General features: G+C 42.7%; 16 protein-coding genes. 7 read left to right on the top strand and 9 right to left on the bottom strand.

Going from position 1 to position 22,647, the window contains the following annotated elements; translation table 11 throughout:
* The first annotated feature begins 87 nt into the window (after nt 1–87).
* The 6 genes from G3570_RS09035 to G3570_RS09010 all read left to right on the top strand — a co-directional run bounded on the left by G3570_RS09035 (nt 88) and on the right by G3570_RS09010 (nt 7,670).
* On the top strand, nt 88–2,235 hold the full coding sequence (locus G3570_RS09035) for a TolC family protein (RefSeq protein WP_165141503.1): 2,148 nt from the start codon (nt 88–90) through the stop codon (nt 2,233–2,235).
* The gene (locus G3570_RS09030) at nt 2,225–3,265 is read left to right on the top strand and encodes an HlyD family secretion protein (protein WP_165141501.1); all 1,041 of its coding nucleotides are present in this window, start codon (nt 2,225–2,227) and stop codon (nt 3,263–3,265) included. Before G3570_RS09035 ends, G3570_RS09030 begins: the two co-directional genes overlap by 11 nt.
* Entirely contained in the window at nt 3,262–3,582 is a 321-nt protein-coding gene (locus G3570_RS09025; RefSeq protein WP_165141499.1) for a hypothetical protein, read from the top strand. Before G3570_RS09030 ends, G3570_RS09025 begins: the two co-directional genes overlap by 4 nt.
* 28 nt (nt 3,583–3,610) lie before the next feature.
* Complete coding sequence (locus tag G3570_RS09020) at nt 3,611–5,059, top strand: TackOD1 domain-containing metal-binding protein (protein ID WP_165141497.1); 1,449 nt, start codon at nt 3,611–3,613, stop codon at nt 5,057–5,059.
* 4 nt (nt 5,060–5,063) lie between these two features.
* Nucleotides 5,064–6,359 carry a glycosyltransferase family 2 protein gene (locus G3570_RS09015; RefSeq protein WP_165141495.1) on the top strand — a complete coding sequence of 432 codons (1,296 nt, stop codon included), beginning with the start codon at nt 5,064–5,066 and terminating at the stop codon, nt 6,357–6,359.
* A gap of 114 nt (nt 6,360–6,473) precedes the next feature.
* Nucleotides 6,474–7,670 carry an LVIVD repeat-containing protein gene (locus G3570_RS09010; RefSeq protein ID WP_165141493.1) on the top strand — a complete coding sequence of 399 codons (1,197 nt, stop codon included), beginning with the start codon at nt 6,474–6,476 and terminating at the stop codon, nt 7,668–7,670.
* A 48-nt stretch (nt 7,671–7,718) separates the two neighbouring features.
* On the opposite strand, the gene G3570_RS09005 is transcribed toward G3570_RS09010, so the two are convergent.
* Both G3570_RS09005 and G3570_RS09000 read right to left on the bottom strand, forming a co-directional pair.
* Complete coding sequence (locus G3570_RS09005; protein ID WP_165141491.1) at nt 7,719–8,975, bottom strand: HD domain-containing protein; 1,257 nt, start codon at nt 8,973–8,975, stop codon at nt 7,719–7,721.
* A 60-nt stretch (nt 8,976–9,035) separates the two neighbouring features.
* Nucleotides 9,036–9,479, bottom strand: coding sequence for an acyl-CoA thioesterase (locus G3570_RS09000; protein WP_165141489.1), 444 nt, complete (start codon nt 9,477–9,479; stop codon nt 9,036–9,038).
* A gap of 143 nt (nt 9,480–9,622) precedes the next feature.
* Between G3570_RS09000 and G3570_RS08995 the strand changes: the two genes are divergently transcribed.
* Entirely contained in the window at nt 9,623–10,702 is a 1,080-nt protein-coding gene (locus G3570_RS08995) for a M42 family metallopeptidase (RefSeq protein WP_165141487.1), read from the top strand.
* On the opposite strand, the gene G3570_RS08990 is transcribed toward G3570_RS08995, so the two are convergent.
* The 7 genes from G3570_RS08990 to mfd form a co-directional block, all read right to left on the bottom strand.
* A complete protein-coding gene (locus tag G3570_RS08990) occupies nt 10,703–11,860 on the bottom strand; it encodes a tetratricopeptide repeat protein (protein ID WP_165141485.1) in 1,158 nt (385 codons plus the stop codon).
* 171 nt (nt 11,861–12,031) lie between these two features.
* Nucleotides 12,032–13,780 carry a fasciclin domain-containing protein gene (locus tag G3570_RS08985; RefSeq protein ID WP_165141483.1) on the bottom strand — a complete coding sequence of 583 codons (1,749 nt, stop codon included), beginning with the start codon at nt 13,778–13,780 and terminating at the stop codon, nt 12,032–12,034.
* 89 nt (nt 13,781–13,869) lie between these two features.
* The gene (locus G3570_RS08980; protein WP_165141481.1) at nt 13,870–16,653 is read right to left on the bottom strand and encodes a TonB-dependent receptor; all 2,784 of its coding nucleotides are present in this window, start codon (nt 16,651–16,653) and stop codon (nt 13,870–13,872) included.
* A gap of 26 nt (nt 16,654–16,679) precedes the next feature.
* On the bottom strand, nt 16,680–17,636 hold the full coding sequence (locus G3570_RS08975; RefSeq protein ID WP_165141479.1) for a FecR family protein: 957 nt from the start codon (nt 17,634–17,636) through the stop codon (nt 16,680–16,682).
* A gap of 7 nt (nt 17,637–17,643) precedes the next feature.
* Nucleotides 17,644–18,207, bottom strand: coding sequence for an RNA polymerase sigma-70 factor (locus G3570_RS08970; protein WP_165141477.1), 564 nt, complete (start codon nt 18,205–18,207; stop codon nt 17,644–17,646).
* Between the two features lie 105 nt (nt 18,208–18,312).
* Entirely contained in the window at nt 18,313–19,245 is a 933-nt protein-coding gene (locus tag G3570_RS08965) for an L-threonylcarbamoyladenylate synthase (protein ID WP_249066910.1), read from the bottom strand.
* Entirely contained in the window at nt 19,238–22,594 is a 3,357-nt protein-coding gene (gene mfd, locus G3570_RS08960; protein ID WP_165141475.1) for a transcription-repair coupling factor, read from the bottom strand. The genes G3570_RS08965 and mfd overlap by 8 nt, the downstream gene beginning before the upstream one ends.
* Between the last annotated feature and the right edge of the window lie 53 nt (nt 22,595–22,647).

Below are 22,647 nucleotides of genomic sequence, written 5' to 3'. Positions count from 1 at the left end.
TCAATAGATAAAAAATTGAATAATTTTCCTCTGGAATACGGGGTTTAAACAGTTAACTAGTTGACAACAGACAGGTGCTAAGTAATAATGCACAATAGCAATCTATACCCTTTTATAAAGGTTCCTGCAACAAGTGTATCTGCTTTCAGAATCATAGCATTATCGGTATGCCTTTGTGCAATCACCGTTAATAGTGCTACAGCCCAGAACGAAAGGGAAGAGCGATTATCCGATCTCATTTCAAAAGTGGACTCCCTCGTTGCCTATCATACCGAAACTGCCCCGGTAACTGATAAACCGTCATTTAAAGGTAATTTAGAAGAGTTATTCAGTTTGGAGTATTCGGGATCAGGCTCATATGAGGTGAAGGTAATTGAGGCCGAGCAAGATAAATTACACCGGGACATCGGATTGGATTTGAACGCCGGATATCTGGAAAACCTGGAGCAGGGAGTATTTAATGTGGAGGGAATCTACTATCGTCGGCGCGCTCAGCTGGAGCTGGAGTGGGATATTTTGAATAACGGTTACCTGGATAACCGCCATGAAATCAGGGAGCTGGAAAATGAAAAACAAATTGCACGTTTTGAGTATGCAGGCCGCCGACAGGCTGATGAAATTGACTCCCTGCAGTATGCTTTCAAGAACTATTTCACCGGTCAAAAGGCGTCACTTGTGCGAGATTACCTTGCCATTTTAGAAGACCGGCATCGGATTGCTACGGAGCTGTATCAGCTCAATTATAAACCTTGGGAAGAGGTTATAGAGGTGACATCCAAACGGGCACAGGCTGAGGTGGAGCTTGAAAATCTGTTATCAAGAAGCAGGCAGTTTGCTAATCTGGAACTACCAGTTTCAGGGGATAATGAATTGCCCCTTTTGAATATCCGTATTAATAAGCTGCTTGAGGAGGGTCAGTTTGAATCGCTGCAGGATAGCATATTTGCACAGCAGGTCGGTAAAATTGATAATGAGTACAATTCCTGGAGAGATATTTCCCTATCGACATTTGTTCGCTACAATTATTACAATAGTACTTCAGATGTCAATATTTCAAATATCAGAAATAGGGAATATTTCTCGGTTGGACTGAACTTATCTGTACCGCTGCCACTGCTTAAGTCCAGCAATCAAAAGATTGCCAAAGCGAGGGAAAACCTCTTTAAGGCTGAACTGACTCGTACAAAAAACCGAAGCTCCGAAGGTATATATTCAGACTATTCCCGTTACCAGGAGAAATTGCAACAGTATTTGAGCAGCTATCAACAATTACTGCAGCTGAATACCAGCATCCGGAAACAACAACAGCGTCAAGAATTGAATGATCCAGCTTATAGTCCATTGGTACTGTTTGAATTGCTCGCTGAACGAATTGACGTAAAGAGGGATCTTCTGTCCATCAAGCAGGATATGTACGAGATTCTTATTGAGGTACGTGATAATGTACCAGGCAGTGACTTCAGTGAGTTTATTTATGTCATAAATCCTGATGATTATTTTGCTGATAGTAATTCTAAACTTTCAAAAACAGCATATCTTTGGTCATCTCAATTCAATAAACTTTCCAATCAAGAGCTTGTTGAATTCCTTGTGAAGCATGGGATAAATCAACTGCTTCTATCCACCGGTACTGATTCATTGCTAAGAAAAAAAGCGGCAAACTTTATACCGATTGCCGAAAGTCGGGGTATAAAAGTTGAATGGATGATAGGGGATAATGATCTATTGATGCCAGGTCACGATACTGAACTAGAGCAATTATTCAGCACCGGTAAAAAGCTGGGCATGACCGGTATTCACCTGGATGTAGAACCTCATGCAAGAAATGATTGGGACAGCAGAAAAGGAGAGTATAAAGTACTTTACCTGGAGATGCTGGGCAAAGCACAAAAGCTGGCCGGTGCCCATGGATTGAGCCTATCCGTTTCTGTACCCGTGTTTTATGACTCAATTATTGAACAGGTTGCTGAATTGACGGATGATATTTATGTGATGGCATATGGAATGGATGATTCGGATAAAGTCAAAGAAAAGGTAGAAGGAGAGATGAAAGTAATGGATGAGAACCTGGCAATTGCTTTGCGTCCGGAAGATTTTCAGAGTCTGAACGAATTTGAATCTTTTATTGAAAAGCTATCTCGAGAATTGAATGTTCGAACATTTGCTATACACGATATAGAATCTTTGATGAAACTAGATAACAGTGAAGTTACCCTGAATTATTATGAGGAGTGAACAATTTAAAAATCGACCTTCACAGATAAGGGGGACGAAAGAAAAAACCACAGCGCGAGATCGCAGTTGGGATCGCGTCATCTACATGGTGTTTCTTGGCATCTTAATTATTGTGGTTTTGTATTATTTGCTGAGTGCTTACTTCTTTGTGAGCGGAGAAGGTCGTATCATCGGCACTCATCTCCAGGTTCGTTTCCCTTCGGATGTAAAAATCACCGAAATCTTTGTGGACCAAGGGGACAGAGTCAGTGAACAAGATTCTCTGTTCAGCTATATCTTAATAGAGAAAAGCAGGTCGCGGAGTGAGCTGCAGGATATCCGTCAAGAGCTACGCGAGGAAATCTTTGAGATGCGGTCCGAGATCGATTTGAAAGCTACAGAGAGAGCGGAGTTGAGAGAAAGAATCAATTTCTACGAAAGGCAAAAGGGTTTGATAGAGAAAGAGGTTAAGCTCGATATCGAGCCGGTGAATAAATTAAATTCGCTGAACAGCAAACTGGTTGATCTCAATTCAGAACTCAACATCCTTCAAAAAGAGTTGAACCTGATGAGCCTGAAAGTCAATAGGATGCAGCAATCTCGCGAGGGTATTTCAGAAGCGGTTGCTTCAGAACGCCTACTTTACACCGAATATCCCGGGAGCGATAATTTGTACCGTTCACCCATAGGCGGACAAATAAGCAACCTGTTTAAAGAGCAATCAGAATTTGCATTTCGCTCGGAGCCAGTACTTTCCATTAAAATCCAGAAACCAAAAGTCAGGATAAAAGCAGTGTTCAGTGAGCAGAGTGTGAAACACTTGTCAATTGGGGATGAGGTAAGAGTTACTTTCGACGATGGGCAGACCAGTAGAGGCAGAATTGTTAATCTGGAGGCAGCTAACGGTCAAGCCCTGGAACAGCTGGATATTAACGAGATGAATGATCAGTATATCGTTGAATTAATGCCGGTGGATGAAGAGGCCCGAAAGATGTGGGAGTCACTAAGCCACTTAGGTGTAACGGTAACTAAAAGTATTTATTCATTATGAACAATACCGTACAGACCTTAAAATATGAAGAGTTGACCTTCCTGAGAGTCAGTGACAGGTATCCTTTTCATCTCGACCAGATCAAGCCTTTTGACGGTGTTGTAATTGAGTTTACCGAAAAGAAGTCTTCACTGGAACTTGTTAAAAATATCCGTTCGCATAATCAGGCATCGGTCTATTTGACGCCCCTGTTTCTCTACCGGCTCTACGGTGAACCTGACAAACTGATAGCAAAGCTGGTTGATGGTACCACCAGCAACCTGGGAGATCTGAAACCGATTGCAGATATCACCCGGAAAATAAAATCCCGGATGTAAATAGCATTCAACAAATTGAGATGCCGTTATGAGATTAAATTGTGTAATAGTTGACAGTGACAAAGAATCCAAGGAATTATTGGCAAATCTTATCCAGCGAAACAGCAGCCAGCTTAAACTGGTTGGCAGCTCAGAGAGCGGGAGGGAGGCGCTTGGTTTTTTCTACCGGCACCAGATTGACTTGATCTTTCTGAATGTGGAACTGGAAGACATGTCCGGCTTTGAATTTATGGATGAGATTGATGCTTCTGAGGATATTCAGACCATTCTCTATAGCGAAAAGGGCGATTACGCCTTACAGGCATTTGAATATGGCGTGACTGATTACCTGAAAAAGCCTTTCTCCTATGCACGTTTTAACAAGGCCATCAACAGGGCTGCTGAGGTAGTCAGGAATGTCAATGAGTTTGAAGATCTGGAGAATATTCTCCTGGAGAAAGTACTGCGGTATATGTACACCAGGGAAATAGATATGTTAAGTCCTATTCCGGTCCGAGAGGCAAAACTTGGGTTTATTTATCCCATGCTCAGTACTAATCTAGAATTTGACGAAGAGCAGAAAGCTCTTAAAATTTTGAAAGCTGCAGAAGAGGAAGATCTGCTTACCGGAGATTTTGTTGAGAGCCTGTACCTTTGTAATACCTGCTCCAATGCTTATATGCACTTCAGGGAAAGCTGTCCTTTCTGCTCATCGACCCATTTAAAAACGGAAGACCTCATACATCACTTTCCATGTGCATATGTAGGGCCAGCCTCTGATTTTGAAGGTGATGGTGAACGGGATAGCATGGAATGTCCCAAGTGCAGCCGATATTTGAAGCATATCGGTGTTGACTATGATAAGCCTTCGGTGATGTACAACTGCATGAATTGCGACCACTCTTTTCAGGATCCCCAGGTTAAAGCCAAGTGCAACAACTGCGGTTCGGATACAAGGGTGGAACATTTGACAAAATCCATGCTTAAGGCATACCGTATGACGGAATTAGGCGAGGATGTTGCGATGGGTAAAATCACGGTACGCCTCAAAGAGTTTGATGAGCTTTCGGAGATTATGGATATGAGCTACTTCCGGAAAATCTTGCAGCAGGAGATCGAGAGAATAGAGAATACCGACCTAGATGCTACGATGGCCATGATACGATTTGCCAATCTGCCTGAGCTATTTAAAGAGACCGGAGAAAGTATGCAAAAAGATCTGGTCAGAGAGTTGTATGAAGTTATTACGGAAAACATTCCGGTGTCGGATCTGGCTGTTTTTGAGGATATGATAACGGTAATGATGCTTTTTACCGACAAGGATACGGACAAAGCAGAAGCTATTGTTGAGGAGATCATTCGAATCGTCAAGGAGTTGATTGCAGATAATTTCCAGGGATTTGAATTGGTTGCTGATCCTAAAATAAAAGAGGTGCCATCCGGTACTTACGCGGATGACCTTATCACTGAATTGGTAGAAAATCAGCAGAAAGTCTGAGAGTATGCAGGAATTTTTAAACTTTTGGCATCAGCAGGGGACCGATGGATTCATTCGAATCTTTTGGTTCTATTTTGTATTCGAGCTGCCTAGATACGTGTTGCTCGATTACTTTGTGCTGGCCTACTACCTGTATAAACGGAAGTTTGGTAATGAAGATCGCCGGGAGGGCCACAAGAAGCTGCTCAAAGAGATGCCTCTGGTAAGTATAATTGTTCCGGGAAAAGATGAAGGCCGAAACTATTACAGGCTGGTAAAATCATTAGAAGAGCAGACCTACAAGAATTATGAAATTATCCTGGTGGATGACGGGTCTACAGATGATTCAGAATTGATAGGCCGCAAACTGGAAAGGGAGGGAAAGGTAGAGCACTTTTTGAGGAATGAGGTGAGGGGAGGTAAAGCTTCCGCAGCCAATATGGGACTTAGATATTCTGATGGAGAGTTCGTTGTTCACTGTGATGCCGACTGTTCCCTTAAACCGGATGCCTTGGAAAATATTCTGATACCCTTTTATCAGGATGAAAAAATCGGGGCCGTAGGGGGCAACCTTGAGGTTCGCAATAAAGAGGACAGCCTCTGTACGGCCCTGCAGACCATTGAATACTATCTGACCATTTCGGTAGGACGGCTGGGTGCTTCAACTTTGGGAATACTACGTATCATATCAGGAGCCTTCGGGGCATTCAGGAAAGAAGCTCTGGAGCGAGTGTCCGGCTGGGATGTAGGACCCGGTTTGGATGGTGATCTTACGCTTAAGATCAGAAAACTGGGATATAAGGCCCATTTTGAGTACAGTGCGGTAGCCTTAACTTCGGTTCCCACAACCTTTGCGAAACTGGCTAAGCAGCGGGTAAGATGGAGTCGATCACTGATCCGTTTTCGATTCCGGAAGCACAAGAACATATTCTTCATAGACAAAAATTTCGATCTGTTGAATTTCCTGTCGATTACCGAAAATATCTTCTTCAACTTTGTGCTTACGTTCTTGTGGTACTTTTATATTTTCGATATCGTCACCAGTTTTACCCAGACTATTATGTACATCTTGCTTATGGGTATTGCCTTGTACACGGTATCAAAAACGGTAGAATTTACAATCGTCATAGCACTTTCTGACGAAAAGTGGGAGAAGTTACAATACTATATGTATATGCCTGCCATGGTCTTTTATACAGGTAACTTCATCAGGTTTGTACGTTCATGGGCGTACCTTAAAGAGCTCGTTTTCAGGTCATCTTACAAAGATTCCTGGAATCCGGCTAAAACATCAAAACAAGCCCGACAGCTGGATATTTAAGTCGATACTGCCGGCTTAATGACATTTTAAGATTTGAGATTAGGGTATCTTAATTTAAAAATTCATTAATCATTAAATACTTTTAAATAAACCATCAATACAGAGGAGTGAATCATGACTAGGATTACAAGATCAATAATAGCTATTGCCCTTGTCGCGGGTATTATTGGGTGCGACCTTCAGAGTGAAAACGGTTTTCAGGATGATCGTTTAAAAATAACAAATGATGTTAAAAGCCTGAGTTCCCGAATCAGCATCATTAACAAACCGATAACGGACCAATCAGAACCAGCGAAAGCGTTATCCAAAGCGGAAGATGAGTTTGTTCATCTAGCCAACGTACAATCTCCAAGTGATCAGAACGGGAATGTACTGAGTGCTACAAGTGTGTACTATCATAAACATCTCGCTTTTGTCTCCTATCATCTTAAGGGATCTGAGTATGGAGGCGCGATTGAAATGTTTGACCTTAAGGATCCTGAAAATCCGGAGATCATATCTCAGGTACTTTTCGATGATACGGATGTGAATGCCATAGTTGTCGATGAAAATATCAAGAAAGCCTGGTATGTAGGAGGACGTGATGTTGATGCTTCCGGTTATGATACTGAAGTTCACAAAGGTGCCATACTTGGAGAGATCATTTTTGAAGAAAAAGAGCTCACCGAAAATATCAATGAGCTGCCGCTGCCAAGTTATTCAGGCAATGCTGTCGTTGAGATGGGCCAGAATGTGTATGCTACCAGCGGTGCCACGGGTGGGGGACTATTCCAGGTTGACAAAGACGATTTTGTAATTACAGAAAGTATTTTCCGTAGCTACTCCAAATATATCGATCGGCGCAATGACGATCTGGTAGGTCTTTCGGTAGAAGGTGATAACGCGATGATCTATACTTTTGATTTCAATACCATGAGTATTAATAGCGTTGAAACCGGATTCAATGTGCTGCCCAAAGACGGCAAAAATGTGGTAGAACATCGTGATAATACTACGATGATAGCCTTGGGAAATAAGGGTGTGCGTGGATATGATTTAAGCCAGCAGGAAGTGCCGGTATTTTCTTTCGATGGCTTGGGCAGTGATGTAGCAAACGGTGTCACAGCTGACGCTAAATATGTATTTATTGCTCACGGCACAGACGGTGTCTATATCACCAAGAAAAGCAATCAAAATCCTGAATTGGAACTGGTTGCACAATGGAATGACGACAGCGGGGCATCTGCGAATTATATCAAAACAGATCCGTCCGGAAAAACCATTTTCGTTGCTAAAGGTACCAACGGGCTGAATATACTGCTCAGAAAATAAGTTACAATCCTTTATTGGGAGGAGTTTACAAAGGAATTCCTCCCATTTTTATATCTCCAATCCTTTCAAGTGTACTACATAAGGTTTTACCACAGGCTGTGTAAGAGCGATAATATTTTTGGTGTCGGCCGCTTTTGAAAACTCTATGGCCTTGTTTTGCTCTTCCAGTATCCATATTCCTTCATTTTCGTATTTGTATGCCTCGCTATAGCTCTTGTCAAAGTCATAGTAGTAGGCGGCTGACTCATCATCATGAGGGAGGCCTCGCTTTTTAAGCAGCGATTTGGTCTTGTTTTTGATCTTCTGTTCTAGCTTTCCCGTTTTGCCGGATTTGAGAAAGGTGGTTCTAAAGAGCGATCGTGATTGAAAGCGTTTGCAAAGGTCAGCGAGTATAGCATCATCGGAATTTTGCCAGTATTTGATGCTCTGAAAAACATCATTATCATCGAGCTGAACATAATTATAGAGCACTTCCTGGGAAATCTCTTTTTTTGCGCTTGGTCTATTTTTAAGGAAATAAGTAAGGGATGGGGAGTGGCTTGGCAAATCAACACCATGATCAATGAGTACTCTAACACGTTTAAAGATATTTCGCATCAGCTTATCGGCACTCAGAACGGTTTTATGCAGATAAACCTGCATGTACATCAGTCGACGTGCTAATATGTAGTTTTCAATGGCATAGATACCTTTCTTTTCAATAACGACATTGCCTTTGTGAACCCGCATGGTTTTCAGGATACGATCAATTCCCACCGAACCTTCATAGACACCGGTAAAGGCACTGTCACGTTTCAGGTAATCCAGCCGGTCGAGATCGAGCTGAGAAGAAACCAACTGATTCAAAAAAGGCTTCTTGGGATACTGGTCGGTAAATATTTTGATGGCAGTTTCCAGTTTCCCATCCATGGTTTGGTTAAGCTCCCGCATGATGGCCAGCGTCATCATTTCGTGACTGAAATCGCTGATCAAATCCCATTCCAGGGTATGGGAAAGGGGGCCGTGTCCGACATCATGCAATAAGATGGCAATCAGGGTACCTTCAAATTCAGCCGGACTGATAGTGGTATCTTTTTCCCTCAGGTTGTTAAGGGTTCTCTGTGCCAGTTCCATAGCCCCGAGGGCATGGGAAAAACGGGAATGTTCCGCTGCCGGAAACACCAGGTAACCCAGTCCCATCTGTTTGATCTGCCGCAAGCGCTGAACATAGGGGTGATCAATCAGTTGTAGAATGATGCCTTTAGGCACCGTGATGAAGCCGTGAATGGGGTCGTTGAAAATCTTGTACTGAGTACTCTTATCCATTATTCGAAATTAGTATTAAATAGAAGAGTTGATTTGAATTCTCATTCAATAAGAAATGGTTCATAACTCTTCCATATCAAGCATATATTTTTGTTTGTTTTCAATATCCGGAATCCGGCTGGGACGTTGTTTAGTGAGATCAAACCAGACGCCTGATGCTTCAGCTACTGAAACCAGTTCTTTGCTTTCTTCATCATAAATTGCCTGGAAACTGGTGATGCTTGAATTTCCCATTTTCTTAACTCCGGATCCTATGAGCAGCCGGGAAGGATAGGTGACAGGCTTAAGGTAATTGATTGAAATGGTCGCCAATACAAAACTGTACCCATTTGACATTTGTTCGGCCAGTTCCGGGACAACCTGAATAAAGCCGATACGCGCTTCCTCATAGTAGGTATTAAAGATTGCGTTATTGACATGATTCAGTGGGTCGAGATCCCGAAATCTAATCTTTTGTGTGAACCAGTGAGGGAACAGATCTTTCTGATATTCAGGTTTATACATGAATAATGATACTTTTTAAATTCGGATAAAAAATGCGATCCTTTTGACTCATTTCAAAAATCAATTCTCAAAAGTTATTTAGCTGATCATCATTGAATTTGTATATTCTCTTCAAATCATGAAACAGAAAACTACTGCAGAATATGGATGAATCACCTGAATTTGATTTTTTAGAAGAGTTGCTAGTCACTCCGAGTCCAACCGGGTTTGAATCGGCGGGCCAAAAAGTTTGGAAAAATTATGTAGAAGAGTATGCCGATGAAGTTCAAACCGATACCTATGGTTCGGCTGTTGCCAAACTTAATACCAGTTTTGATGTCATCACCGTCATGATCGAGGCGCATTGTGATGAAATCGGCATGATTGTACAGCATATAACAGATGACGGATATGTATTTATCAATAAGCTCGGTGGGAGCGATTCTACTATAGCCCGGGCTAAAAGGGTGTTTATCCACAGCAGGGATGGTATAGTTTCGGGTGTTGTTGGAAATACGGCCATTCATTTACAAGACAAAAAGAATGGTGGCGGGAAACAGCCGGAATGGAAAGACATTTACGTGGATATAGGAGCCAAAAGCAGGGAAGAAGCCCTGAAGATGGTTCAGATTGGGGATCCCATCACTTATAGCGATGATTATGAGTACCTATCGGATGACATCATTACCGGTCGTGCTCTGGACAATCGCATCGGCGGTTATGTGATTGCGCGCGTTCTGCAAAACCTGCACCGGCGACGGGACGAGCTTAAGGTAAATGTTATGGCACTCAATTCGGTGCAGGAGGAAGTGGGCGGTTACGGGGCAAGAATGATGAGCTACCGACTGGAACCCGACATGGCTATTGTAACTGACGTTACCCATGCGACCGATACTCCCGGAATTGATAACAAGCAGCACGGTCTGATAAAACTTCGTCAGGGACCGGTATTACAGCATGGCGGGGCAAATCATCCAAAGATCGTAGAGTTTCTGGAAACAGTCAGTGATGAGAAAGAAATAGAGGTACAGCATGAGGCAACCAGTGTGCGTACCGGAACCGATACCGACAGCATCTTTTATCAGAAAACGGGCATTGCCAGCGCACTGATTTCACTGCCGCTCAGGTACATGCACTCACCGGTCGAAATGGCTTCCATCAAGGATGTAGATGCCCTTATCAACCTGATGACCGAAACGGTGCTGGCTCTGGAACCTGATCAGACCTTTAACGTGATAGGTTGATTAGTAAAGAAGCACATTTCTGTTGCTCAGTACAAATGCCTTGCTTTCGTTTTTCAGAAGCTCTGCGGCATCCAAGAGTAGTGATTCATCGCTTGGAAAGGGAACGGGTCTGCTCCGTAGCTTTCTTTTAGTTTCTTCAGTTAGAGCTTTTTCATTACCTGAATAAACTGCTGAAAAATGTTCAAATATGGCATCTACGGAAATATCTTCTGTTTTTAAAAGCTGATCTGTATTCAGATCGATATAATCCAGAGAGCCGGAAATGATACCATGCTTGAATTGGCGTGATTCGGTTATGTCTGCTGATACAGTAATCATATTCGGTACCTTAATATCATTTCCCAGCGAGTCTTTTTTGACATTGCCATTCTGATCAAAGACATACTTTAAACCGTCTTGTATTTCTGCGGTCTCAGTATATGATTCTTTATCAATACGTTCCGGTGATATCCGAATGTCATTCAGGTTAAGTTCGATGTAGTAGTCATATACCAATGAGGTGTCGGCATAGGTGTCATAGTTGGTCCACTGATCATTGAGGTCTTTCAAACTGATTTTTCTCAACTCGTAATCAAAATCTCTTGGAAGTAGAACTTCTGAGTTGTTCTCAACACGGAAAAGAACATGAGAAGTACCCAGGAAACGTGCTTCCTGCATGTGTTGAGCTACATTCTTGTAGTCGCCATACAAATATTGAACCTCTTCAAATTCTCGGTAGGCAAGTCTTGCACTCTCTTTATCCCCACGGTCCAGGTATTCAATGCCTTTTTGATAAGCAAATTCAGCGGCATTTTCTTTACTATCGATTAAATACTCATCATAGTCCACCAGCTCGAATCGATTTGGCAAGTTTCCGGGCAACGATTCAATCCAATTCTGACGTGATTCCAGTTGTGAATAAAGTGTATATATTTCGAGCCAGTTTTCAGAACGGCCTTCATTCTTGAGGTAGGCAATACGATCATTGTCGAAATAATTTGCTTTTTGATATGCCTCCTTAAGTACGTTGAACTCTTTAGTATCCCCCGGATCCTTACGCAATGCTTTAACAGATTTCTCTATTGCATGATCGTACTTTCCCTTTTCCAGCAATTTCCTGGATGAGGTACAAGAACTTAGTACAAAACAAATAATGAGTAATAGGCCGATTAATCTCATGGTAATATGATGTATATGGTCTGTAGTTTTTATGCCGATGATACTACAAGACTACAAAACGAAGAAATATTACATTAGGAATAGATAATACTTTAGGAGCCGTTGGAAATAAAAAAGCCCGTCTCGAAAAGAGACGGGCTCGAACCCATGTTACACAGGTTTTGGAGTCAATTAATTGAAGCTTGGCGGTACAAGTACTCCGTCTATGACGTGGACTACACCATTGGTGCCTTGCCGATCTACTTCAATAACATTCACAGAACCATTTAAAGTGACGTTACCTTGACCATCAATGCTTACGGTAATGTCTTCTCCTTGAACAGTCTGAATGGTTTGCCCGTCGGAGAGATCTCCTGACAAAGCTTCAACTGCTGCAGCATGGTAGAGAAGTACATCTTCAACCTGCTGAGCACTCAGCGATTCAATAACAGCGCTGGCATCTTCAAATGCCTGGTTAGTAGGAGCGAAGACCGTAAATGGCCCGTCACCCTTAAGTGTGTTCACCAAACCGGCATCGCTTAAGGCAGTGACCAGTGATGTTAGGTTGTAATCTTTTTGAGCAATTTGGACGATATCCAGGAATACGTTGGGCAAAAGTACCCCGTCGATTGCATGGATTACACCATTATTTACATCAACATCGGTGGTGATGATTTCAGTAGAACCGTTTACAAATGCACCTTCACTGCCAGCAGTGATAAAGAGATCTTCACCTGTAAGGCTTTCGGGTGATTGTTCGGAAGACAAATCACCTGCAAATACTTCGGAGCCCAATACATGGTACTGAAGAATGCTGGAGAGTTGCTCATTGGTAAGACTGCCAAGCAGTCCATCAGGTAGATTCGCAAAAGCTTCATCAGTCGGTGCGAAAACGGTCAGGTTGGCATCTGTGCTAGAGAGTGCATCCACAAGCCCGGCATCTGCCACTGCAGAAACAAGCGTTGAGAAGAAGTATCTCTTGGATGCTGCATCTACAATGGTACCGTAAGCGTCAGGCAGTAAGACCTGGTCTACGGCATGAATAACACCATTACTCACTTCAACATCGGCCGTAGCCACTGAAGAACTTCCGTTAACAGTGACACCACCATTTGCGGTTATAAATAGCTCTTCTTGAGTAAGCGAAGGTACAGCTTGTTCTGCCATTAAATCGGTAGATAGTACGGTACCGTTTAAGACATGATATTGGAGAATTTCAGCAAGCTCTTCATCGGAAAGGCCGTTCAGCAATCCTGCGGGCAGGTTATTGAAGGCGGCGTCGGTCGGTGCAAACACGGTAAATGGTCCGAGATATTGAAGAGTTGATGTCAGTCCTGTCTGCTCAATTGCACTTGTCAAGGTTGTGAAATTACCAAGTTCTTCCGCTTGATCTATGATGTTAGGCTCACGGAATTCCTGGGGTAGCAATACTTCATCAATGATATGAATGATACCATTAGAAGCTTCAACATCCGGTGTGCCTACTACAGCACTACCGTTAACGGTAACAGTTCCACCGTCTACGGTAACAAGTAGCTCTTCACCTTGAATAGTTTCCACTGTCTGGCTTGCGGATAGGTCGCTCGCTGTAATCTCACCTTCCACAACGTGGAAAGAAAGTATTTGTGCCAGTTGTTCTGATGAGAGATTGTCAAGTGTACCGTCAGGCAGATTGTTGAATGCGGTATTATTAGGAGCAAATACGGTAAAAGGTCCCGTACCTTGCAGGGTTCCTCCTAAATCGGCATCAAAAATTGCACTGGCGAGAATGCTTAGCTGATCATTGGTTTCAGCCAATGTGACTATGTTAAGACTGGTCGGTGGGGCATTTACGTTATCGTCATCATCCACGCATCCTGTAAGGCCGAATACAATGAAAGCTGATAGCATCAGCATGGTCTTAAGACCAAACTTTTTAAATGTATCGTTTACTGAATCCATAATAGTGTATTGTGTGAAATGTTTAAGGGTTAACTTCACACTCAAGTACACTAGAAAAATGGGGTATGACTAGTCTTAGAAGAATTTTTTTAATAAATAAATCGGATACCTATAGATGGGGTGAAACCGGGCAGAGTTTTTGGCTGAGTGGTATATTGCAATGTACCCTCATTATTTTGTTGAGGAATCAGTCTTTTCTCGAGTGTATTTTGCCGGTCCAGGATATTTACCAGGTCTAGCCTTAACTGTACTTTTGAGCGATTAATATTTTGAGACCAGCTGAAACCGATATCAAGTTGGTGATAAGGGCTCAAAGTGTCGTTAGAAGGGCTGTCAAAGGTTATGGTTCCATATTGGGATTGATTACCATCTATTGTCAGGTAATCATAATATGCCTGGTTGTAGGCCCAGCTTCTTCCCCAAATACTTTGCCATCTGATTGTGGTTAAGAGTGAGGGAATAATGTTCCAATTGACTGCAGCTTGCAGTTTTTGTGGTTCATTCCAGGGCGTATCCACATACTGCCCATTGAATCGTTTAGGAGTTCTCTTACGTGCCAAACTATACTCATAAGAGAGACTAAACTCCATCATGGGGTCTTCGAATAGCTTTTCGATACTGATGCCGGTTCCATAGCTGTAACTGCGTCCCTGTTCGGTGAAAGTGCTTTGATTGTTAAATCTGGCATTAGGATTATCGGGTTCTTCAAGAAGTGCGTGATAATCAAGGGAAAGAACGGAAGGATTCCATTTATAATACCCTTCCCATTTAATGGATAATGTTTCTTCAGGTTCTATAAGAATCTCTGAACTGGCGTGATACGATTTCGGAACATCGGTGGTGAAATCAACCGGTACCCAGAAACGAATGGAAGGTACAATGGAACTGGGTCCGACATTTGTCAGGTCAAACTGGTTGACATACTGGCGGTATACCCCCCCGGCCAGCTTTAAAGAAATAAATCCAAGGTGCGTTTCCTGTAGATCTGTTTGAACAGAGATCCTCGGTTCCGCATAAATCTTTTGCTCATTTGGGATAAAGGTAAACCGCGAACCGCCTATAAGCTTGGTATTAAAATTGAGTGAAAATTCATCTTCCAGAAATCCATTGAGCATGACAGTAGAATTTCTGGACGAAGAGAAATGGTAAAACAGATCGGAGAGACTGAATGAGTAATCAATTACCTTAGACTCAATACCGAAATTCAATTTGTGGTCCTGGTTCAAACTATATTCAAAACGTGCATTAAAGGTTGTTTCCCTTATGAGATTTTGATCACCGGTGTGCGGTTGTTCATCGATATACCTGTCGAGGCTAGATATTAGCTGTGAATTGTTTGAAGGAATTGCGGAGATATCATCCGTACTCGCCATTCCAAAGTGGTGATTTGAATAGTGATTGGAATAGGAAAAACCAAGCTGGGTTTGCCATCTCGAATTAATGAGCCAGTTATGTTCTACTCTAACAATATCGTTTAGCCAGTCATAAGTATCACGGGTATACATAGATTCCGGATTACCGGCTTGCGGACTGCTGTTATCAGAAAGAAGCCTGGTCTGCAAGTAATTCGTGCCACGATAGTAGCTGAAGTAGGTAGTGTGGAAATCACTGAATGCTATTTCATTACTCCAATGGAAATCATAAAAATCAACATCTGACCGGTGGTTTACTTTTTCAAAGAATACGTCCTCCATACCGTTGTTAATAAGATTGCCGGAGATTATGGGATCCAGCCGGTCCCAGTTTTCGAGAGTATTCGAGAGGGCAGGTTTTTGATACCACCTCCATATATTGCTGCGCCCGGCAATCATTGTTTTAAACTGTATATCATCATTGATTGAAGTGGCCAGGTTAATTCTTCCGTTCAAACTGAGCGGATCAACCTGAAGCATAAGGTTTTTTTCTTCATCGGCAGGCAGATCCTGGTCGATGGAAATTATTCCGGATAGCTGACTCCCTACAGATGATCCATAACCGGCTTTATGCACTGTAATCTTTTGTAGTGCATAAGGACTAAAAGCACCAGTTAGCCTGCCAAAACTGGTAGGGTTGTAAATGGGGACCCCATCCAGCATTACCTGGTGTTCGCCTTCTGCTCCACCTTGAATGTTAAAATCAGCAAGAGGGATACTGAAATTCACCCCCATTACAGATTCCACACTTCGTAAGGCATCGGGGGATCCTGTATAGGATGAAAGCGAATTCGTCAGATTGGTAACCTCTTCCTTACCGGAATTGTAATAGGGTAGCCTTTTTTGAAGGCTGGAGATAACCAGGGGTTCTACAAAAACGGGGCGCGATTCAAGATAAAATCTCCTCAGTGAGTCCTGTTGTCTTGGAATGGAGACGGTATCTCGTACCGTTTGGTAACCGACATAGGTAATAGTTATTTCATAATTACCGGTCAGCAAGGGAGCAATTGTAAAGCGTCCGGCCCCGTTGGAGGAGGTTCCGGTAGAGGCATCGGCAATCAAGACATTAGCGCCTTCAAGCGGTTTTCCGGTACTCTTGTCCAGAACGATACCGGCAAGACTTCCATATCGCGGTTCATTTACTGCCGATTTAATAATGACATACGTGCCCGATGAGAGTTGGATATAATCAAGGTTAGTGCCTTTTAAAATATTTGAAAGAATCTGTTCGGGATACTCATTTTTGGAAAGACTGAAAACCCGCTGAGAACTAAGTATGGACGGATCGTATATAAGATCTATTCTAGTCTCTTTAACGAGATCTTTGATAGCTTCTTCTATAGGAGTACCGCGAAACAATAGGGTGAATCGCTCATTCTCCGTTTTACCATCCTGCTGGGCAAGGACCGGGGAAACTGAAAGTAACAAAAAGATGAATAGCAGAATGCTTTTGAACTTCATACTGTAAGGATAAAGAGATAATAACTCTAATCTTCTATAACAAACCCACCGTTTATTTTTCGGAAACTAAGTGCTTTGGTTTGGCAAATATCCTGTATGATTTGCTCTGCTGTTACATTCTTGTTGTAGTAAACAGTCAGCGTGTCAAACAAAACATCCTCTTGCTGAACTTGGATATCCAAATTAAATCTTCTTTCGATTTCATTGATGATTTGTACAAGTGTCATCGATTCGAAAGCAAAACGATTTTCAGTCCAGGCCAATGCACGTTCTCTATCAACTGTTACCGGCTGCGTGGGCGTTCCGCTGCTCTGCTTAAATATGCTTTTTTCTCCGGGTTTCAGTATTACGTATTTGTCGGGTTGACCTTCCGGATAAAATGAAAGCGAACCTTCTGTTAGTACGACCGAGGTTTCATTATCTGTTTCTTGTGCCCACGAACGGATGTTAAAAGCAGTTCCCAGCACCTTCACGGAAGTATTGGAGGTGTGGACGATAAAGGGGATATCATCGTTCTCCACTTCAAAATAGGCTTCACCCTGTAATGAGATGTCTCGATCCATAATGTCAAAAAGCCTGTTGTAGGAGATAGATGTTCCGCTGTTCAAAGTGACCCTGGAGTCATCGGGCAGAGTTACTGTGACCATCTCTCCATATGGCGCTGTATGATTTATTGGAATAGTTAAATAGGAGAGACCTGCTGCTATCAATATTACGGCAGCGGCTGCGATCCATTTCCAGCGAGATGCATACTCTGTATTAGATTCAAAATGATGGACGTTTTCTGCTTCCGGATTGATACCGGTTTCCGCCATAATATTCGAGAATATATCTTCTTTGTCGCTGTCACTGATGGGGACGTGTTGACTGTCATCTGTTTTCGGTGCTTCCTTCCAGATCTGTTCAGCGTTCTTTCTCGGTTCAGGATCCAGCTTTTCCAGGATTTTTTCGAGCCAGTTATTTTCGGATTTGTCGCGTGGCATAATGTCTTTAATTATGGTCCTTATATTTCTTGTAGCGTTCCTGCAAATGATTAAGTGCCGCACCAATATGATTATTGACGGTGCGTGGAGAGACTTCCATGACCTCTGCTATTTCTTCATGCGTAAGACCTTCATAGCGGCTCAGCTTGAATGCCTCTTGTTGTCTATCCGGCAATTCATCGATCCAGCGTTTTAAAGGTTCTAATAATTTTGAAGACTCACTATCATCGTCCTTTAGAATGGAAAGGTTGCTATCAGCAATTTCCATCTCGGTCACATCTTCAGTATGTATTTTAACATCGCGCAGGTAGTTGAGTGATTTGTGTTTTACCATTCGGTAGAAATAGGTTTTCAGAGATTGAGCCGGATCCAACCTTTCTCTGATATTCCATAATTTGATAAAACTTTCCTGAACAATGTCCATAGCCGAATCTTTCGTTTTGGTGTATTTCCAGGCATATCGTACAAAATTCTCAAAGGTGGCATCGAACATTGCCTTGAAAGCCTGTTCGTCGCTATTTCGTATGCGCTTAGCCCATAATGAAAATTGTTGATCTGATATTGAATCCATTCGTTTAGATTTACAGTGTTAGTACACAAGAATTACAGGGCATGACTAGGAAATATTTAAAAAAAATGAATTTATTTTCTGTGATCTGTGTTATTAGCTAGTTTTTTAGCCCACAGCCTTATTTATGCGATTATAGAGCGCCATGGCTATGGCATTTTCTTGTTGAGTCTCTTCAGAAATCTGTTCAATAACTACCTCATTGAGGTTACGGTGATCGGCTTGCCGGAATCGATCAAACAGTTCATGGGCCATTTGGTGATAGTTTCCCTGATAGTAGATGATGTGGTCAGAGACATGTTCAGGATTTTTTTCATGGAATAAATATAAGGCGTTATCAGCATTTGCCATTTCTCCCGGTTTCAGCCAACGGACCGTTGCCTTAGGGCTATAGTGGCTATATTTAGTTCCGGGACTCCTTGTTTCAGTATTTTCTCCGGACTCTGCAAAACATACTTTTTCCCCGATAATATTTTCGATTTGTGTTTTGCCGATGTAACCGGGTCTATAAATCCTGAAAGGTTTATGGGACACGTCCAGCACTGTTGATTCCAGACCGATTTGTGTTTCTCCTGCTTCTATTACCGGAAAGTCTTCTCCGAAATCTTCGGTTACATGTTCCGGTTTAGTGGGACTAGGTTTACCGGAGGTATTTGCACTTGGAGCAACCAGTGGCCCCGTCTGTGCTATCAAATTTTGGGATATGGGATGACTGGGCCATCGCAGAGCAACTGTTGCCAGTCCCCCCGTAATAATATCCAGAACCTCAGGCTTTTTCTTAAAAATCAGAGTCAACGGTCCGGGCCAAAATGATTCCATCAACTTCTCAGCGGCTTCGGGTACATCCAGGGCAAAGTTTTTTACCGATTTGATGTCGGCAATATGTATGATGAGGGGATTATCTGCCGGTCTGCCCTTGGTTTCGAATACTTTCTTGACAGCATCCGGGTTTCGCGCATCAGCACCCAGTCCGTAAACCGTTTCGGTAGGAAAAGCTACAACTTCACCAGATTTAATCAGTTGTATGTACTTTTCAAGCAATGCTAACCTCTTTTTCAGTCTTCGGGGATATGACAATAGATTTTAGATATTCTGTTGCACTTTCAAGGTCAGGAATGTCGCTTATGACAAAACGTACCCGATCATTCTTCTGAACTACGTTCAACTCATTGTCCTTTTCTTCCTGCAGTTTTTTCAATAAGGTCTGGAATCGGTTCTGGTAAAATTCTTCTCCAAGTTCCGATTCATTTTTAGGACATACCAGCCACATCCTGTCTGAACGCACTGTCACCTTTGTGAAGAAGTTTTGTGAGGCAAAAAGCTTGATTTTAGCTGCCAGAACAAGATTTTGACCTGATTTTGGAAGGGGACCGAAACGATCGGTAATCTCATTTTCCCAGTCAGCGATCTCTTCTTTGCTCGTAGCTTTGGCCAGCTTCCGGTAAAGATTAAGCCTTTCGATATTGTCGGATACATAATTCTTATCCAGTAATGCGGGTACGTCAAATTCAACATTGGTTTCAGGCAGTTCTGTTTCTACCTCTACATCTTCGAATACATCGCTAAACTCTTCTTTTTTCAGTTCTTTTACTGCGTCATTCAGTATCTTCTGATACAGTTCAAAGCCCACATCATTGATATATCCGCTCTGTTCAGCACCGAGAATATCTCCTGCACCACGGATATCAAGGTCCCTCATTGCTATATTGAATCCTGAGCCTAGGTCTGAAAACTCCTCAAGGGCAAGCAGGCGCTTACGGGATTCATTGGTCAATGTCTCGATGGGGGGAGTGATCAGGTAACAGAAAGCTTTTTTATTAGATCTTCCTACTCGCCCGCGTAATTGGTGAAGCTCGGCCAGGCCGAACCGGTCCGCGCGATTTATTATCATGGTGTTGGCATTGGCAATATCAATGCCGTTCTCCACAATATTTGTCGATACAAGTACGTCAAATTTATGATCGTAGAAGTCCTCGATTATTTTTTCCAGCTTTGCCGAACTCATCTGCCCGTGAGCAAAACGGACCCTGACATCCGGTATAAGCTGTCGCACCATGTTGGAGACTTCTTCAATATTTTTCACCCGGTTATGAATGAAGAAAACCTGTCCGCCCCTAGACATCTCCTGCGTGATAGCATCGCGTATCAGCTCGTGGTTAAAACTATGTATCTCGGTTTCAACCGGTTGCCTGTTTGGTGGTGGGGTATTGATAATGCTCAGATCACGGGCTCCCATAAGGGAAAACTGAAGGGTTCTCGGGATCGGAGTAGCCGTGAGGGTAAGGACGTCCACTGTTGCTCTATACTCTTTCAGCTTTTCTTTGGCTGAAACACCGAATCGTTGTTCTTCATCAACAATGAGCAGGCCCAAATCATCAAATTCAACATCCTTTGAGGTCAGGCGATGGGTGCCCACTACGATATCCACTTTGCCATCCTTCAGTTTCTTCAGGGTTTCACGCTGTTCGGCTTTGGTTCGGAAACGCGAGAGAACTTCGATGGATACCGGGAACTCTTTCATTCTCCGTGAAAAGGTCTTGTAATGCTGGTCGGCAAGAATAGTGGTCGGAACCAGCAAGGCAACCTGCTTATGATCCATGACGGCCTTAAAAGCAGCTCTTACTGCTACTTCTGTTTTGCCGAACCCGACATCGCCGCAGACGAGTCGGTCCATCGGCATCTTCTGTTCCATATCTTTCTTTACAGCCTCAATGGCATTTCTTTGGTCAGGTGTCTCCTCGAACTCAAACCGGGCTTCCATTTCCGTCTGCCAGGAGGTATCATCATCAAAGGCATAGGCTTTTTGCGCTTTGCGTTTGGCATAAAGCTTGATCAGGTCACGCGCAATATCTTTGACTCGCTTCTTGGTCTGTGCTTTTTTACGAGCCCACTGACCTGATCCCAGTTTTGTTATCCTTGGCTGGGTTCCTTCCTTGCCGGAATATTTCTGAATTTTATGTAGGCTGGAAACATTGACGTAAAGAACAGAATCCTCTTTGTACCTGAGTACTACAGATTCCTGTTCCACACCTTTAATAGTGATATTTTTGAAACCGGCAAATTTCCCGATTCCGTAATCCACATGAACTACATAATCGCCTATGCTTAAATCACGTAGTTCCTTGAATGAAATACCCCCGTGATATTTTCTCTTCCTCACTTTAGGGCGGTGATACCGGTTAAATATCTGGTGGTCAGTATAAACAGCCAGTCCCTTTTCCTTAAGGATAAATCCTTCGTGGATGGTGTCTATGGACAGGTGATAGCGTAGTTCCTTGCTCTGTTCTCCCAGTAATTCTTCAAATCGGTCTCTTTGGCCCTCATTATCACATAAAATATAGACATCATATCCCTGCAGACTGAGATCCTTAATATTTTCTCTCAGCAGTTTGATGCTGCCATTGAAATCGGGTTGAGGAGAGGCATCAAGGCGGTAGCGAAAGTCCGCTTTTTTGCCGGAAGAAAATCCTCCAAAATGAAGTTTTACAAAATCACCGCTTGCTTTGTGATATTCCTCAAACGAAAAGAATAATTTGGAAGGATTAACTGCATCCTCATTATCTTCTAGTTCACTATAGTGTTGTTCCGCATCTGTAAAGCGATTCTCAAACTCAGCTTCAATGAGTGGTGCATTAAATAATAGCAGTAGTGTATCATCATCATTGAAGTAGGAGAGAAGGTGATTTTTTTCACCTTTGTCCAGATTAGTCGCGTCAGGAACGATTCGCACAACGTTAAGGAATGAAATAGAGCGCTGTGAATCCGGATCAAATTCACGAATGGAATCCACTTCATCGCCGAACAGTTCAAGTCTGATAGGATATTCACCGGAGAAAGGGAATATGTCGATAATGCCTCCTCGATGAGCAAATTCACCCGGTTGATCGACAAACTTTACAGGCTCGTACTGCTGATCAACCAGCGACTCCTTGAGTGAGTCCAAATCAATTTCATCCCCTGTTTCAATAGTAATAGATACCGAGGCAAATGTTTCCGGCGATACAATTTTATCGAAAAGAGCCTGGGCAGATGTTACCGTGACCGATTTATTGGAGTGTTGAATGCCTTCAAGTACCTCGGATCGCTGTACCATCAGGCTGCTGTCGGTTATGTGTTGCCTATCATATGGTTTTTGTCCGGTTTGTGGGAAATAGAGTGCTTGTTGAATGCCAATCTGGTCAAGATCTGATTTAAGGAACTTGGCATGCTCCACATCAGGATAAATTGCAACAATGTTATCGTATTTTTCAGCCAGTTCAGCTATAAGAAAAGCATGCGAGGATCCGACAAAATGTTCGAGGTTGATGCTTTTTTTTGACTGGATATGGTCATGTATCTCCTGCCAGGGAATCAGTGAGGAGAGTGTTTTGGATATTGATGTAAGAGCCATTAAACGATTGGAGATTAAAAAGGCATTTAAAGTTCAAATTAAACAGATTATGC

The sequence above is a fragment of the Halalkalibaculum roseum genome, from assembly GCF_011059145.1.
Classification (GTDB): domain Bacteria; phylum Bacteroidota; class Rhodothermia; order Balneolales; family Balneolaceae; genus Halalkalibaculum; species Halalkalibaculum roseum.
Note: the sequence above shows the minus strand (reverse complement) of the source record. Positions and strands in the feature narration are given on the sequence as shown.

Coding starts and splice junctions, on each gene's coding strand:
- G3570_RS09035 (WP_165141503.1), top strand. CDS start 88: ATGCACAATAGCAATCTATACCCTTTTATAAAGGTTCCTGCAACAAGT.
- G3570_RS09030 (WP_165141501.1), top strand. CDS start 2,225: ATGAGGAGTGAACAATTTAAAAATCGACCTTCACAGATAAGGGGGACG.
- G3570_RS09025 (WP_165141499.1), top strand. CDS start 3,262: ATGAACAATACCGTACAGACCTTAAAATATGAAGAGTTGACCTTCCTG.
- G3570_RS09020 (WP_165141497.1), top strand. CDS start 3,611: ATGAGATTAAATTGTGTAATAGTTGACAGTGACAAAGAATCCAAGGAA.
- G3570_RS09015 (WP_165141495.1), top strand. CDS start 5,064: ATGCAGGAATTTTTAAACTTTTGGCATCAGCAGGGGACCGATGGATTC.
- G3570_RS09010 (WP_165141493.1), top strand. CDS start 6,474: ATGACTAGGATTACAAGATCAATAATAGCTATTGCCCTTGTCGCGGGT.
- G3570_RS09005 (WP_165141491.1), bottom strand. CDS start 8,975: ATGGATAAGAGTACTCAGTACAAGATTTTCAACGACCCCATTCACGGC.
- G3570_RS09000 (WP_165141489.1), bottom strand. CDS start 9,479: ATGTATAAACCTGAATATCAGAAAGATCTGTTCCCTCACTGGTTCACA.
- G3570_RS08995 (WP_165141487.1), top strand. CDS start 9,623: ATGGATGAATCACCTGAATTTGATTTTTTAGAAGAGTTGCTAGTCACT.
- G3570_RS08990 (WP_165141485.1), bottom strand. CDS start 11,860: ATGAGATTAATCGGCCTATTACTCATTATTTGTTTTGTACTAAGTTCT.
- G3570_RS08985 (WP_165141483.1), bottom strand. CDS start 13,780: ATGGATTCAGTAAACGATACATTTAAAAAGTTTGGTCTTAAGACCATG.
- G3570_RS08980 (WP_165141481.1), bottom strand. CDS start 16,653: ATGAAGTTCAAAAGCATTCTGCTATTCATCTTTTTGTTACTTTCAGTT.
- G3570_RS08975 (WP_165141479.1), bottom strand. CDS start 17,636: ATGCCACGCGACAAATCCGAAAATAACTGGCTCGAAAAAATCCTGGAA.
- G3570_RS08970 (WP_165141477.1), bottom strand. CDS start 18,207: ATGGATTCAATATCAGATCAACAATTTTCATTATGGGCTAAGCGCATA.
- mfd (WP_165141475.1), bottom strand. CDS start 22,594: ATGGCTCTTACATCAATATCCAAAACACTCTCCTCACTGATTCCCTGG.